The organism is Ochrobactrum sp. A-1 (assembly GCF_022488005.1).
Classification (GTDB): domain Bacteria; phylum Pseudomonadota; class Alphaproteobacteria; order Rhizobiales; family Rhizobiaceae; genus Brucella.
The window spans coordinates 1,018,348-1,030,793 of sequence record NZ_JAKVQC010000007.1 but is presented as its reverse complement, the minus strand read 5'-3'; the positions used below and the strand labels follow the sequence as shown (position 1 = coordinate 1,030,793).

Sequence of the window (12,446 nt, the reverse complement as noted above, 5' to 3'; positions counted from 1 at the left end):
GGTTTCCCATGACCAAGCATTTCAACTCGCGCAAGGTGCGCGGGATCGTGGCCGTGCGCGCTGAAACTGGCGATATCAAGGCTGCAATCGACGGTGTGAACCGCGCCTTTGAAGAGTTCAAGGCCGAACACACCAAGGAAATTAAGGACATCAAGGCCGGTCTTGGTGATGTGGTGCAGACTGAAAAGGTTGACCGCATCAATGAGCAGCTTGGCGTCATGTCTGCCGCCATTGACGATCTGAACATCAAGATGGCGCTTGGCAACGTACCCGGCAAGGAAGGCGAAAACGAAACCGCCGAAATGAAGGAATACAAGGCCGACTTTAACGAGTGGGTCCGTACCGGCGAGGGTGAGGGCAAAATCCGCTCTGCCAACAAGTCGGGCGTGATGGCTTCGATGTCGGTTGGTTCCAACCCAGACGGCGGTTATACCGCTCCTGTGGAATGGGATCGCCAGATCACTGACAAACTGGCGATCGTTTCCCCGATGCGCCGCTTCGCTTCGATCCAGAACGTTCGCGGTCAGGGTTTCAAGCACCTGTACAACATGCACGGTGCCGGTTCGGGCTGGGTTGGTGAAACCGATGCCCGCCCTGAAACTGCAACCCCGCAGTTTGCAGAGTATTCCTTCAAGTTCGGTGAAATCTACGCCAACCCCGGCGTGACGCAAATCCTTCTGGAAGACAGCGAAATCGACATTGCCGCCTATCTGGCCGGTGAGGTCGATCTTCAGTTCGCCCAGCAGGAAGGTGTTGCGTTCCTCTCTGGCGACGGCGTGAACAAGCCGAAGGGCGTTCTCATGTACGACGCCACGGCAGAAGGTGCTCTTCCGGCAGGTGAAAAGCATCCGCTCGGCCCAGTTCTGGAAGTCAACACGGGCGATGCAGCCGAACTGACATCGGATGGCCTTATCGATCTGGTCTATGCGATCCCTTCGGAACGCATCACGCCAAGTTCGGCCTTCTATCTGAACCGCAAGACGCATTCCGTCGTGCGCAAGATGAAGGATGGTCAGGGCAATTACCTCTGGCAGCCGCCTTATCAGGCTGGTCAGCCTGCCCAGATTTTGGGTTATGCGGCCAATGAACTGTCGGGCATGCCGGATGTTGCCGCCGCAGCGATCCCGGTCATCTTCGGTGATATGGCGCAGGGTTATCGCATCTTTGATCGCCTTGGCGTTCAGGTTCTTCGCGATCCATACACCAAGAAGCCTTACGTGCTGTTCTACACCCGCAAGCGTGTAGGCGGTGGCCTCTGGAACCCAGAGTTCATCCGCTACCACCGTGTAGCTGCATAAGGTTGGCTTTGCAGTCGGGCGGTTTACGCCGCCCGATCACCAAATTCAACCGGAGCAAGACCGATGAAATTCATCAAGCCATTCAAGGGCGCGACGGGTGGAAGCCCATACCCGACAGATTTCAATATTGGCGACGAATGCCCAGAGAACCTTATTCGGGCAGCGACCGAGGCCGGTGCTATCGAAGTCGAACGCCCGAAAGCAAAGAAATCGGACAAGGAATAAGCCGTGAAGCCGATCCGTGTAACCGCTCCAGCGGTCAAGCCTGTCACTTTGGAAGAACTCAAGGAAGCTGCGCGGGTCGATTTCAACGATGATGATACGATCCTCGGCGTCTATCTGGACGCTGCAATCGATCATTTGGACGGCTGGAGCGGCATTCTTGGTCGGGCGATAGTCAATCAGGACTGGAAGATTACCGCCGCTCTGTGGCCGTCTTTCGGCTTTGTGCTGCCGTTTGGCGATGTGTCTGCGGCTACGATCAAGTATCTCGATGTTTCCGGCGTAGAACAGACGCTGCCGGACACTGATTATGAGATCGTGGAGACGGCTACCGGCGCGATGATCCGATATCGGAACACGTTTGACCGTCCGGCGCTCTCCAACGATACGCTAGAGGCAATCCAGATCACGTTCACCACTGGTTACGGTGCCGACGCCACGAAGGTTCCGCCGTCGATCAAGGTGGCGATCCTGCTCTTGGCTGCACACTGGTACGAAAACCGGGAAGCGACTAGCGCGCTCGACATTCGCAAGATGCCTCACGCGGTCGATGCCCTGATCACTCCTCACCGAAGGGTTCTTTTCTGATGGCCGCAGACAACCGATCCGCAGGAAGCCTTTATTACAAGGTCGCGCTGGATAAGCGCGAAATGGTCTCGGATGGCATGGGCAATGAAGTAGGCCAGTGGGTCGAGCAGTTCCAGACCCGCGCCGAGTTCATTCACCTTCGCGGGTCCGAAGCTGTTATGGCCGCCCGTCTTCAGGGCAAGCACACCCAGGTTATCCGGGTCCGCAACTCGTCAAATACACGCCTTATATCCACGGACTGGATGCTGAAAGACGTTCGAACCGGAAAATCGTTCAATATCAGAGATATAGAGCACGAAGTTAACCGCCAGTTTATATCGCTAACATGCGAAAGCGGCGTAGCTACGGGGTGATGTCATGGTAGATGGCATCAAAGCCCTTGAGAAACGCCTGACCAAAACGATACCAGAAGTTATTCGCAAAGCCGCTTCGGATGCGATGGAGAAGGGCGCTCAGGAAGTCGTTGACATGATGAAGCGCCGGGTTCCGCGTGACACTGGAGAGTTGGCCAGCACCATCGGATGGTCATGGGGTGATGCGCCCAAAGGATCAATGATTATCGGTGAGGTTCGGGGCCGTCAGTATAACACCATGCGTATCGTTATCTATGCAGGCAGCGATAAAACGCGGGTCGGTAGTCGTAACCAGTTTCAGCTTGCACGGTTGCTTGAGTTCGGGACGCTGAAAATGGGGCCTAAGCCATTCTTCTTCGGGTCGTGGCGCGCAAACAAGAAGCGCGTTCGCTCACGAGTAACTCGAGCAATCCGAGAAGCGATCAAGAGGGAAAACGGCCTGTGAATATCTCCGAAGAGCTTCAGCGATACCTCTACGCAAAATTGCGTACCATCCCAGAGGTTGTAACTCTGGCGGGCAGTCGTGTTTACGACCGAGTTCCGGAGAATGTTCAATTCCCATATGTCAGCTTTGGGCCATCCGATATCGTTGATGATGGCGCTGAGTGCATCGAAGCAGAGACGCACACTATTCAGTTGGACGTATGGTCGCGGGCTGTGGGCAAGGGAGAATGCAAGAACCTGGTTGATGGCATCAAAAAGGGTCTTCAAAGAGACGCTCCCGTCCTTTCGGAAAACGCAATTGTGGAAATGATCGTCCCATTCACTCAGGTTGTTTCAGACCCAGATGGGCTGACCTCTCACGGTATTGTGCCGGTCGAGATAAAAGTGGAGATCGCGTGATGGCATGGGCAATCTTCAAGGTCGAATGCAATTGGTCTCGGCCACAAAGTCGGTTCTCATTCAACGCTAAGGCGTCACCAGAGCCGCAGGAACGTCCGCAGGACTTCATCGATTATTGCGTGTCGAAGGGCTGGGCCACCAAGGTTCAAAGCCCATCACGCGATGAAAAACGCGCTCTGAAGAGCCGTAACCGGGCGAAGTAAGCCCATTCACCTGAAACCGGGCCTCAAGCCCTTTTAAGGCTGGCGAATAGCTGGCCCGTTTTCGCATGGAGAAAGCACATGGCTACCAAGCCGATCACCGCCGCATTCCCTGATTTCATCCTCGAAGTCGAGACTGAAACCGCCGGTACATTCACGAAGGTATGCGGCCTCACTCAGCGCGGCATCAACCGTCAGCACAACATGCAAACCACGGAAGTGCCGCAGGATTGCGACGACGAAAGCCTGCCTTCCGCTATCGAGCGCGCTGTGCAGTCCTCGGAAGTGACCATATCGGCAAATGGCATCTGGGCAGCCCAGAGCCACGAAATGATGATGGACTGGTGGTACAACGGACAGGTGAAGAATATCCGCATCCAGCACGTCAAGGCGGCTGTCGGTGATACGGAATATGAAACCGGGCCTGCCTACCTGGTCAACCTCAACAATGCCGTCGAAAAAGGCCAGAAGGTCAGCGCTGATATCGAAATCCAGTTCGACGGCGTTCCGACCCGTACCGCTAAGGTTGCTCCATAATGCGACCAGCCCGTTCATTTGTGTGGCCAGCCGGTGAGCATGATTTCTGTCTCGGCATTGGTGAGCTTCGGGCGCTTGAACAGCGCTCGGATGCCGGATGCTTCGTCATCCTCACGCGCCTTCTGACATCGCAGTGGAAGATTGACGATGTACTGCAACCGATCCGGCTTGGCCTCATTGGTGGCGGTATGGATGAGCGCGAGGCGCAACGAACCATCGACCGGGCGCTAGAGATAGCCAGCCCGTACAGCCTTGCAGTTCCTGCTGCAACCATCCTGCATTCCTTCCTTATGTGGGATGAGGAGGCAGACCAGCCGGGGGAGTTAAAGGCGGGGACGGAAAAAGCAGCGCGCCGCTCCCGAACGGAAAAACAAGATGGTCCCAGTTCTACATGACTGGGGCCGCTCTCGGCCTGTCGCCCAGGCAGATCGATGACATGACGCTGTGGGAATTTAACTGCTGCGCAACTGGCTTCGCCAAGGCGAACGGCGCGGAAGACAAAGCACCTGATTATAGCGACGAAGTTCTAAGCGAACTCGGCATTGCCGGGTTCGAATGACGACTTGGAAGGATTGAACCATGGCTGACGATGCTGCCGCCCTGCTGATCCGCATTGAAGCCTCGCAATCCAAGGTCGAAAAGCAAATGGCCGCCATTGCTCGCCGTGCGGCCAAGGAGGCGCAGGCCGCTGAAAATAGCTTCAAGTCAGCGAATGACAATATGGCGAAGTCATTCAAGGCAGGCAGCGATAAGGCAGTGATGTCAGTCGGCGCAGTGCGAGCGGCCACTACCAATCTGTCTTTTCAGCTAAACGACATTGCCCAACAGTTAGCGATGGGCACATCACCATTTACGGTTATGGTCCAGCAGGGCAGCCAAGTATCCCAGATTTTCCAAGGGTCTGGGGGGGCAACTAACGCACTGAAGATGTTCGGCGGTGCGATCACTTCCATGCTCAACCCTATATCTCTTGCGTCTTTCGCAATCATCGGTCTCACGGGGTATGCCGTTCAATACTTCACTAGCTTGGGCGAAGAGACCAAAGGCGCTGATGAGGTCCTCAAAGGGCATTCTGAACTTATCCGCCGCATCAAGGATGCTTATGGCGAAGCGGCAGCCGGTGCGGAGGAGTATAGCGCCAAAAGCCGTCAGATACTGGCATTTGATATTCAGGAGCGCATTCGCGAGTACAAAGACACCATTGCGAGTGTTGCAAGCGATCTGAACGAACAGCTCTCGTCTATCCCAGCCGGGGAGTTCGAAGGTGCGACCTATACAATTCAAGAGCTTCAGGGCGCGCTTAGCAACCTACGGGAGGGCATCAAGAACGGCGATCCTGATATACGCAAGTTCATCAATCGCCTGATTGATATAGAAAACCAGACCGGAACGCCTGAAAGCATCAAGGCAATTATCCGGGAAATCATCAACTCCGGTAAGGCAGGCGAGGAAGTCCAATCCAAGCTTGAAACGCTAACAGGCGTGATTACGGGCGTTGGCACTGCGGCAAAGCGTCAGGCCGATAACGTCAGTGCCTTCACCAAATCGGTGCGAGAGCTTGCCAACATCGCGATCCCAGCCCTTTCCGAAATGGAGAAGGCCGAAAAGGCATACAGCGATGCTCTGCGCAACGCCACAAGCCGCGAAGAGCGTGATGATGCATATCGAGCTTTCCAGGCTGCGCAAGATCGCATTCGAGTTGCCCAAACGATCCCAACGCCTGGACAACGGCCAAACCCGGAAAGCTTCGCTCCAGAAAAGACGCCAAAGACGCCGCGTAGTAAGAAGGTGAAAGACAGCTTCGATGAGCTAGACGATATCGTGGCGAAATACGTGCGCGATGTGGTGAAGGCTGAAAGCGGCGGTCGTGTTAACGCCAAGAACCCGCTTTCCTCCGCAACCGGCCTCGGCCAGTTCATCGAAAGCACTTGGCTCGATCTATTCAAGAAGAACTTCCCTGACCGCGCCAAGAACATGTCGGATCAGACCATTCTTGCGCTACGCAATGATGCTGAGATTTCCAAGAAGCTGATTGAAGCCTATGCCCGCGAGAATGCGGCAATCCTTCGTCAAGCTGGTGTATCGGTCAATGAAGCTGCGCTTCAGCTTGCCCACTTCCTCGGCCCGAAAGGTGCCATCTCGGTTCTGACTGCGAAGAGCGGCACGTTGGTTAGCCAAGTTCTGCCACAGTCGGCCATATCGGCAAATCAGTCGATCCTCGGCGGCGGTAAGACCGTTGATGACGTGATCGCCTACGCACAGAGCCGTGTGTCGGCCTACGACCAGATGAAGGAAGCAGCGCGGGCCTACAAGCTTGAGCAGAAGGAGTTGAACCGGGAGGCGAAAGAGTTTGCCAACCTGGGCAAAGACCTTCTGGGCGGCTTCATCGATGACCTGCGGAATGGCGCGAGCGCTTCCGAGGCCTTGGCGAATGCGCTCCAGAAGGTCGCCAGCAAGCTCATCGACATCGCGTTAAACAATATCTTCAGCGGCGGCGGCTTGTTTGGCGGTGGCAAGGGTGGACTTTTCGGCGGCGCTATCATTCCCGGCATTCTGCATAGTGGCGGCGTGGCCGGTACGCACGGATATGGTCACGGTCGCGCAGTGTCGCCTTCGGTCTTTGCCGGTGCAAAGCGCTACCATACCGGCGGCGTTGCTGGCCTTCAGCCGGGCGAAATTCCGGCCATTCTTCAGCGTGGTGAAGTTGTCCTTCCTCGCGGTGCAGGGATGGTGAACAAGGCGAGAAGCACGGAAACAATCAACGTTGTTCTGCGGGATGACAGTGGACGAATGGCCCAGATTGCCGATCAGCGCATTCAGACAGCTTCCGGCGCGATTGTTCAGGTATCGGTGCAGCAAAGCGCCAAAGCAGTGCAATCTAACTTCCCGACTATGTTGGCAGACGCACAAGCGAGAAAAATGTAATGGCAACCATTCTCTGGCCCCGTTCGGTGCTCAAGCCGAAGCGCGACCCGTTCAATATTGCCCCGCGTACACTCGCAGGCCCTTCCAGCGTGTCGGGTGTGACGCAAGTTACGGCTTCCGATGCTGGTATCTGGAAGGCGACGTTCAGCGACATCATTATTCGTCGTGGATCGCCTTCCGTTCTCGCATTTCGGGCTATTGCGAACCTGTTGGAAGGCCGTTTGCGCCCGATCCTAGTTCCTCGCTGCTGCGCTTATCAACCGTTCGATCCTGACGGCAACGGCGCGGCTGATAAAGTGCCTCACTCCGATACCAGCCCGTTCAGTGATGGCGGGCTGTACCGCTCCCGATCAATCGATATCCGCCTGACCAGCAACATACCGCTGCGCGGGACGACGGCGAACATATCGCTTGTTACAGCGGGCCAATTGCAGCCGGGGATGGATTTCTCCATCGGCGAACGGATGTACCGTATTCGGACAGTTCAGATGACGGGCGAGAATACTGCGACGATCACATTCCGGCCTCCAGCCCGCGAAGCCGCGCCAGCTGGTAGCGAGATGGAGTTCGACTATCCAGTGTGCCGGATGCGCCTGGCTTCCGATAGCGAAATGGACCTCGATCTTGATCTGATTTCGCAGTGGTCATTCCCGACCGTCAATTTTATCGAGGACGTGTAATGTCGTTCTTTAACACGGCCCAGCTGGCAGAGTTCGCCAAGCATGAAGTGCGGCTGGATTTCCTTGTTGAGTTCCGCTTTGCGTCGGAGACGATGCGTGTCTGGAACGGTAACACTGCGCTGGAAACTGGCGGCAATCGCTATGAACCGATGTACGGCTATGGCTCGATTGACGGCATTGGCATGGCTTCGACCACTGCAGCACAGAATGTCACCTTCCAGCTTTCTGGCCTACCTGATGCTACATTGAACTTTCTCGCCATGGCGCTCAATGCCAATGAAGAGGTCGATCAGCGCATTGTGGTGATTTCCATTCAGCTGTTTGATGAGGAATGGCAACCGCTTGGCAATCCAGCCCCGATCTGGTGGGGCTTTATGCAGCCACCGCGCATCAGCCGCACTGAGATGCAAGGCACAGAAGGCGCGATCCAGTCCATATCGATGACCGCTGAGAATGCATTTTTCAACCGATCTCGCCCAGCTTATGGCCGTTATACAGACCGCGATCAGCAAGCGAGATCGAACGGAGATAAGTTCTTTCAGTTCGTCGGTTCGCTGCTGTTCAAAAGCTTCAAATATCCGGACTACTGATCTCATGAACATCGCTGACTTTATCGCCATGGAGGCTCGTAAGCCTTTCGCGTGGGGCGAAACCGATTGCGTATCGACAACGGATCGCTGGATCCGGCTGGCGACCGGACTGTCTCCGCTAGCATGGATCAACCGGACTTACGCCAGCGAGGACGAGGCCAATTCCATTCTTGCTGATCGCGGCGGTCTTGCCGTACTGGTCAATAGGGCCATGCGGGCGGTCGGTATTGAAAAAACCAGTGCACCCCGCGCCGGTGATGTCGGTCTGATTTTTCATCGTGACAAGCTCTGCATGGCAATTCATGCCGGTGATGTTTGGTTTGCCCATGATGAAAACGGCTTGATCGGTGCACCGTTGAACGCTGTCTGGAAAGCATGGAGAATTGAATGCCGGTAGCGCTATCAGGGTTGATTGCCACAATTGTTGGAACGGGTGCTGTAGGTGCCGCATTGCAGACTGGACTTGCGGCGCTCACCATGTTTGCTGGAACAACCCTTGGCGGATTGGCGCTGTCATTGGGACTGTCTTATCTGGCCTCGTCTTTGTTTCGGCCATCACAGCCAAAGCCGGAAGATGTGCAGCAACAAGTCCGCCAACCCACTGCACCGCGTGTGCGCCATTATGGCCGTGTCAAAACATCCGGCACATGGGCTTTTGCAGAAACCAAAAGCGGGAATTTCTACAAGGTCCTCGCGCTGGGGCAGGGGTCGTTCGATGCGATTGAGGAAATCTGGATCGATGATCTGAAGCTCGATCTGCTGCCAGATGGAACGCCTGTGCCCCCGAGCAAGTTTCGCGAAGGCACTGACAAACGCTCGCTTCTCCGCATTGAGACAAGGCTCGGGCAGGCCACTGAAACCGCCTATGATGAGATTGTTTCCAATTTTCCGCAATGGACAGCAGCGCATCGCGGTGATGGCGTGGCGTCTCTTCTGGCCTGTCAGTATGCAGTGGGACAGGAGTATTATCTCAGCCTTTTCCCAAATGGGATCAACACCAATTATCGCGTGGTTGCCAGAACCTCGAAGATCAGGAATCCGGTGACGGGCGCCATTGCGTGGAGTGATAATGCCGCTGCCGTCATCCGCGATTATATGAGCCATCGCGACGGCATGCGCCTGCCAGAAAACCTGTTCACAACGCCGCTGGCGCAAGCGGGCTGGGTCACCGCCTTTAACCGTGCCAATGAAGCAGTGGCACTTGCGGCAGGCGGCACGGAACCGCGCTATCGCCTGTGGGGATCGTATCAGCTCAATGAGCGCCCTGCTGATGTGCTGGGCCGGATGCTGTCCTGCTGCGATGGTCGCATTGTGCCTACGCCGGATGGCGGGCTGACCTTGGATATCGGCACATGGGCCGAACCGACGGTGGTCCTCGATGCTGATGCGATTATCGGGTTTTCCGATGTCGGGCGCGGTCGCGATGTGATGACCACCGCCAACACGATCCGCGCCACCTTCCTCGACCCCAGTCAGGATTATCAATCTACTGACGCTGATCCGTGGATGGATGAAAATGCGGTTGCCGAGCGTGGCGAGGAAGCCAAAGACGTTCAGTTCAATATGGCGCCATCGCATTCTCAGGCACGACGCCTGATGAAGCTCGAATGGTTTCGCGCAAATCCGAATTGGGTCGGCACGTTCAACACCAACCTGCGCGGGTTGGCGGCCTTTGGCGAGCGCTTCATTCGCATACAATACCCGCTGTTTGGCATTAACAGTGTTTTTGAAGTCCTTGATTTCAAATTCATTCTTGGTGAAGGCGGGATATTGCAAGGTGCGACCATTCAGGTTCAATCCATGCCGCAAACTGCTTACCAGTGGGACACCTCGCAGGAAGGCACGGCACCGGTTTCGGATCACACTGATGTCGATGACGATCTGCCAATTCCTGCTGAACCAACTGTGTTGTTTAGTGGAGCATCGGCAGAGCTGAGCTTCTCACCAAGCCCCAGTGCAATTCTCACATATATGGTGCGTTGGAAGAAAACAACAGATACCGATTGGACCACTGTTGGACCACTGACCAATGATGCTGAAAGTTTCACCACACCGGTGCTCGATGCGGTGACAGAATACGAATTCCAGCTGGCCTATCGCACCGAAAAAGGCCGGGTAGGCAACTACTCGCCAAGCACCGTAGCGACGACGCCAGCAGAAGAACCAGAAGAGCCGTAAGGCTCAAGCTCACCCCACACCACCACCTTCCTTCACCCTGCCTCGGCGGGGCGCTTCCACTTGGAGAATAAGAATGGCCTTTCCGAGCCTCGATCCTAGTCAGGTCTTTCGTGATTTCGTTATCCGCGGCATGCCTTCGTCTGGCGCGTGGAAGCCGAAAAAGACAGAAATCCGACAGATGCTAAAGAGCTATGAGGGCGCCATCCTTTCGCTCATTGCTGGGCAGGGCGGCGACATAGAGCTTACGCGAGGCGTGATTTATTTCAGTGTGACTGGCGGGACGGATAACGAAATCATCGCCGAACCCGATGCGGAATTACCGGAAGGGCCTGGTTCGGCCCTCTTCATTCTTGGGGGTCTCACGTCTGAGAACAGCGGCGCTGTCACCATCAATGGAAAGGAACTTCGGACGAACTCCGGCGGCCCGGTTCCAGCCGGCTTTCTCAACCCCGGCATGTTGATCGTCTTCGCGGATATGGGCGACCACTACCGGATGGCTTTCTTCGGCGATGCAGATGCAGCGGCAACGCGAGTAGAGGAAATTGCGGCACAGTTCGGGAATGTCGCTGAGGCGGTTGGGCAGGCGCAAGAGGCGGCTATTGCCGCGCAGACTGCCGCCACTTCGGTTATCGATGCGCTGGAATTCCTGAATACTCCGCGTTCTTTGCTGGAAGCTCTCTCAGATCCTCTACTGCCCACACCGTATTTCATCGATGGATGGACATCTGGCGACTTCGCGGGGTTCAATATGGCTAACCCCAATGGCGTCACATCCCTGCCAACGGACAGTATGCTTCAGCCCATCCTAGAGTTCAACGTGACGGGGACGGCAGGCACACAAACGCTGACAGTCAACTCAGGCGATGGAAGCAAAGGCCAAGGCGTTTGGGCGGCTGTAATCCAGCACGACGATAACACATATGGCGCGTACATGGTCACTGCGCTGGGATCAGGCTCATGCACAATCTGGCCGAACCTGCGGGCAACCGTCACCGCCAAGACCATGCGAAATATGGGGGGGTCTTCGAATGGGCAGCACTACACTGAGCCGGGATACAGAGCGCTCGCACATCGCGTATTCCGAGCGACGAAAGCTGACGCTTATCGCGTTCGCTATGTTGATGCATGGGATGCGCAGACCGGTGATGCATGGGATCCGGTCAATCCTCTTTCGCCGACGAGTGTATTAACTATCAATAACGTTATTGCAAACGCAGCCAATCGCGCACGGTGGGCATTTGTATCGCGGTCAAGGAGAGTTAGCAGGGGGTCTGGAACCGTAGGTAGAGGCCAAACGCGAGACTTTGACTTAAAGGGTAAGTCCGGAATGCTTGAAGTGTTCGCTAGTCGCGCTGACATATCTGCAAGCGGAAAGTTTTATAACGTCAGGATCATGGCGAGCGTCGACGGAACGCCGTTCCACGATCAGACATACACCGAAAATGATGGCTTGGTTCGCGTGTTCGTGCCGTTCCCCGCTGGGTCTGTTGGAACGGTGCTGATCGATCCTGTTGATGAGGCGGGGGGCAATACGTATGTGGATAATACCACATGGTGGGTCTATGACAGGCTTGAAACGTGGACCAATCGCGCCATCGATATCAACGCGAAGACAGTAGTTATTGGCGACAGTTGGACAACGTTCTACCCAACCGATCCCGCTTTGGTTGATGGTATTCTCGGCAGAGAACTGCGTTCCCTAATGGCTGCGGCAGGTGGTTCCGGTCAGGTCGTATCGGTCGGACAAGGCGGTCAAACGGCTGAATGGGGGCTTGCCAATTTCGATGCGCGAGTTTTGCCGGAAAACCCTAAGCAGGTCTTGATCCTGTTCTTCACAAATGACGCTGTTCAATATGGTCAGAATGGCTACTCGCGATGGATGACCGCAATGTTCAAGATTGGGCGAAAGTGCCAGATGATTGGGGCAAATCCGATCTATGTCATGCCGCTGCCAACTTCATCATTCGCGCAGAGTATCGATCACGGCATATGGGCAAGTGCGCTTGGGAAGGGTTTGCCTTTAGAGAGATGA

At 55.6% G+C, this 12,446-nt stretch carries 16 protein-coding genes; all 16 read left to right on the top strand.

All coding sequences use genetic code 11. The features are described 5' to 3' along the window. The first annotated feature begins 8 nt into the window (after nt 1-8). Complete coding sequence (locus tag MKS82_RS22915; RefSeq protein ID WP_240579321.1) at nt 9-1,298, top strand: phage major capsid protein; 1,290 nt, start codon at nt 9-11, stop codon at nt 1,296-1,298. 63 nt (nt 1,299-1,361) lie between these two features. Continuing rightward, complete coding sequence (locus tag MKS82_RS22910; protein ID WP_176588419.1) at nt 1,362-1,523, top strand: hypothetical protein; 162 nt, start codon at nt 1,362-1,364, stop codon at nt 1,521-1,523. Between the two features lie 3 nt (nt 1,524-1,526). Beyond that, entirely contained in the window at nt 1,527-2,108 is a 582-nt protein-coding gene (locus MKS82_RS22905; protein WP_240579320.1) for a head-tail connector protein, read from the top strand. Continuing rightward, nucleotides 2,108-2,461 (top strand): phage head closure protein, encoded by a 354-nt coding sequence (locus MKS82_RS22900; RefSeq protein WP_240579319.1) that lies wholly within the window; start codon nt 2,108-2,110, stop codon nt 2,459-2,461. Before MKS82_RS22905 ends, MKS82_RS22900 begins: the two co-directional genes overlap by 1 nt. A 4-nt stretch (nt 2,462-2,465) precedes the next feature. Then, nucleotides 2,466-2,906 carry an HK97-gp10 family putative phage morphogenesis protein gene (locus tag MKS82_RS22895; protein WP_240579318.1) on the top strand — a complete coding sequence of 147 codons (441 nt, stop codon included), beginning with the start codon at nt 2,466-2,468 and terminating at the stop codon, nt 2,904-2,906. After that, nucleotides 2,903-3,304: a DUF3168 domain-containing protein gene (locus MKS82_RS22890; RefSeq protein ID WP_240579317.1), complete on the top strand. Its 402-nt coding sequence runs from the start codon at nt 2,903-2,905 to the stop codon at nt 3,302-3,304. Before MKS82_RS22895 ends, MKS82_RS22890 begins: the two co-directional genes overlap by 4 nt. Next, nucleotides 3,304-3,507 carry a hypothetical protein gene (locus tag MKS82_RS22885; protein ID WP_113368259.1) on the top strand — a complete coding sequence of 68 codons (204 nt, stop codon included), beginning with the start codon at nt 3,304-3,306 and terminating at the stop codon, nt 3,505-3,507. The genes MKS82_RS22890 and MKS82_RS22885 overlap by 1 nt, the downstream gene beginning before the upstream one ends. A gap of 78 nt (nt 3,508-3,585) precedes the next feature. Beyond that, nucleotides 3,586-4,041, top strand: coding sequence for a phage tail protein (locus MKS82_RS22880; RefSeq protein WP_011982439.1), 456 nt, complete (start codon nt 3,586-3,588; stop codon nt 4,039-4,041). Continuing rightward, the gene (locus MKS82_RS22875; RefSeq protein WP_011982440.1) at nt 4,041-4,436 is read left to right on the top strand and encodes a gene transfer agent family protein; all 396 of its coding nucleotides are present in this window, start codon (nt 4,041-4,043) and stop codon (nt 4,434-4,436) included. The genes MKS82_RS22880 and MKS82_RS22875 overlap by 1 nt, the downstream gene beginning before the upstream one ends. Further along, nucleotides 4,433-4,600: a hypothetical protein gene (locus MKS82_RS22870; protein ID WP_167874485.1), complete on the top strand. Its 168-nt coding sequence runs from the start codon at nt 4,433-4,435 to the stop codon at nt 4,598-4,600. The genes MKS82_RS22875 and MKS82_RS22870 overlap by 4 nt, the downstream gene beginning before the upstream one ends. A gap of 20 nt (nt 4,601-4,620) precedes the next feature. Next, nucleotides 4,621-6,966 carry a phage tail length tape measure family protein gene (locus tag MKS82_RS22865; protein WP_240579316.1) on the top strand — a complete coding sequence of 782 codons (2,346 nt, stop codon included), beginning with the start codon at nt 4,621-4,623 and terminating at the stop codon, nt 6,964-6,966. After that, the gene (locus tag MKS82_RS22860; RefSeq protein ID WP_240579315.1) at nt 6,966-7,646 is read left to right on the top strand and encodes a hypothetical protein; all 681 of its coding nucleotides are present in this window, start codon (nt 6,966-6,968) and stop codon (nt 7,644-7,646) included. The genes MKS82_RS22865 and MKS82_RS22860 overlap by 1 nt, the downstream gene beginning before the upstream one ends. After that, the gene (locus MKS82_RS22855; protein WP_240579314.1) at nt 7,646-8,236 is read left to right on the top strand and encodes a hypothetical protein; all 591 of its coding nucleotides are present in this window, start codon (nt 7,646-7,648) and stop codon (nt 8,234-8,236) included. Before MKS82_RS22860 ends, MKS82_RS22855 begins: the two co-directional genes overlap by 1 nt. Nucleotides 8,237-8,240: 4 nt before the next feature. After that, complete coding sequence (locus MKS82_RS22850; protein WP_240579313.1) at nt 8,241-8,633, top strand: DUF6950 family protein; 393 nt, start codon at nt 8,241-8,243, stop codon at nt 8,631-8,633. Next, nucleotides 8,624-10,414: a phage tail protein gene (locus tag MKS82_RS29685; RefSeq protein WP_445558093.1), complete on the top strand. Its 1,791-nt coding sequence runs from the start codon at nt 8,624-8,626 to the stop codon at nt 10,412-10,414. The genes MKS82_RS22850 and MKS82_RS29685 overlap by 10 nt, the downstream gene beginning before the upstream one ends. A 73-nt stretch (nt 10,415-10,487) precedes the next feature. Then, nucleotides 10,488-12,446, top strand: coding sequence for a hypothetical protein (locus tag MKS82_RS22840; RefSeq protein WP_240579312.1), 1,959 nt, complete (start codon nt 10,488-10,490; stop codon nt 12,444-12,446).

Bases quoted from the DNA above. Each gene is read 5' to 3' on its own strand.
- MKS82_RS22915 (WP_240579321.1), top strand. From the start codon at position 9: ATGACCAAGCATTTCAACTCGCGCAAGGTGCGCGGGATCGTGGCCGTG.
- MKS82_RS22885 (WP_113368259.1), top strand. From the start codon at position 3,304: ATGGCATGGGCAATCTTCAAGGTCGAATGCAATTGGTCTCGGCCACAA.
- MKS82_RS22895 (WP_240579318.1), top strand. From the start codon at position 2,466: ATGGTAGATGGCATCAAAGCCCTTGAGAAACGCCTGACCAAAACGATA.
- MKS82_RS22865 (WP_240579316.1), top strand. From the start codon at position 4,621: ATGGCTGACGATGCTGCCGCCCTGCTGATCCGCATTGAAGCCTCGCAA.
- MKS82_RS22900 (WP_240579319.1), top strand. From the start codon at position 2,108: ATGGCCGCAGACAACCGATCCGCAGGAAGCCTTTATTACAAGGTCGCG.
- MKS82_RS22840 (WP_240579312.1), top strand. From the start codon at position 10,488: ATGGCCTTTCCGAGCCTCGATCCTAGTCAGGTCTTTCGTGATTTCGTT.
- MKS82_RS22875 (WP_011982440.1), top strand. From the start codon at position 4,041: ATGCGACCAGCCCGTTCATTTGTGTGGCCAGCCGGTGAGCATGATTTC.
- MKS82_RS22850 (WP_240579313.1), top strand. From the start codon at position 8,241: ATGAACATCGCTGACTTTATCGCCATGGAGGCTCGTAAGCCTTTCGCG.
- MKS82_RS22855 (WP_240579314.1), top strand. From the start codon at position 7,646: ATGTCGTTCTTTAACACGGCCCAGCTGGCAGAGTTCGCCAAGCATGAA.
- MKS82_RS22860 (WP_240579315.1), top strand. From the start codon at position 6,966: ATGGCAACCATTCTCTGGCCCCGTTCGGTGCTCAAGCCGAAGCGCGAC.
- MKS82_RS22910 (WP_176588419.1), top strand. From the start codon at position 1,362: ATGAAATTCATCAAGCCATTCAAGGGCGCGACGGGTGGAAGCCCATAC.
- MKS82_RS29685 (WP_445558093.1), top strand. From the start codon at position 8,624: ATGCCGGTAGCGCTATCAGGGTTGATTGCCACAATTGTTGGAACGGGT.
- MKS82_RS22880 (WP_011982439.1), top strand. From the start codon at position 3,586: ATGGCTACCAAGCCGATCACCGCCGCATTCCCTGATTTCATCCTCGAA.
- MKS82_RS22870 (WP_167874485.1), top strand. From the start codon at position 4,433: ATGACTGGGGCCGCTCTCGGCCTGTCGCCCAGGCAGATCGATGACATG.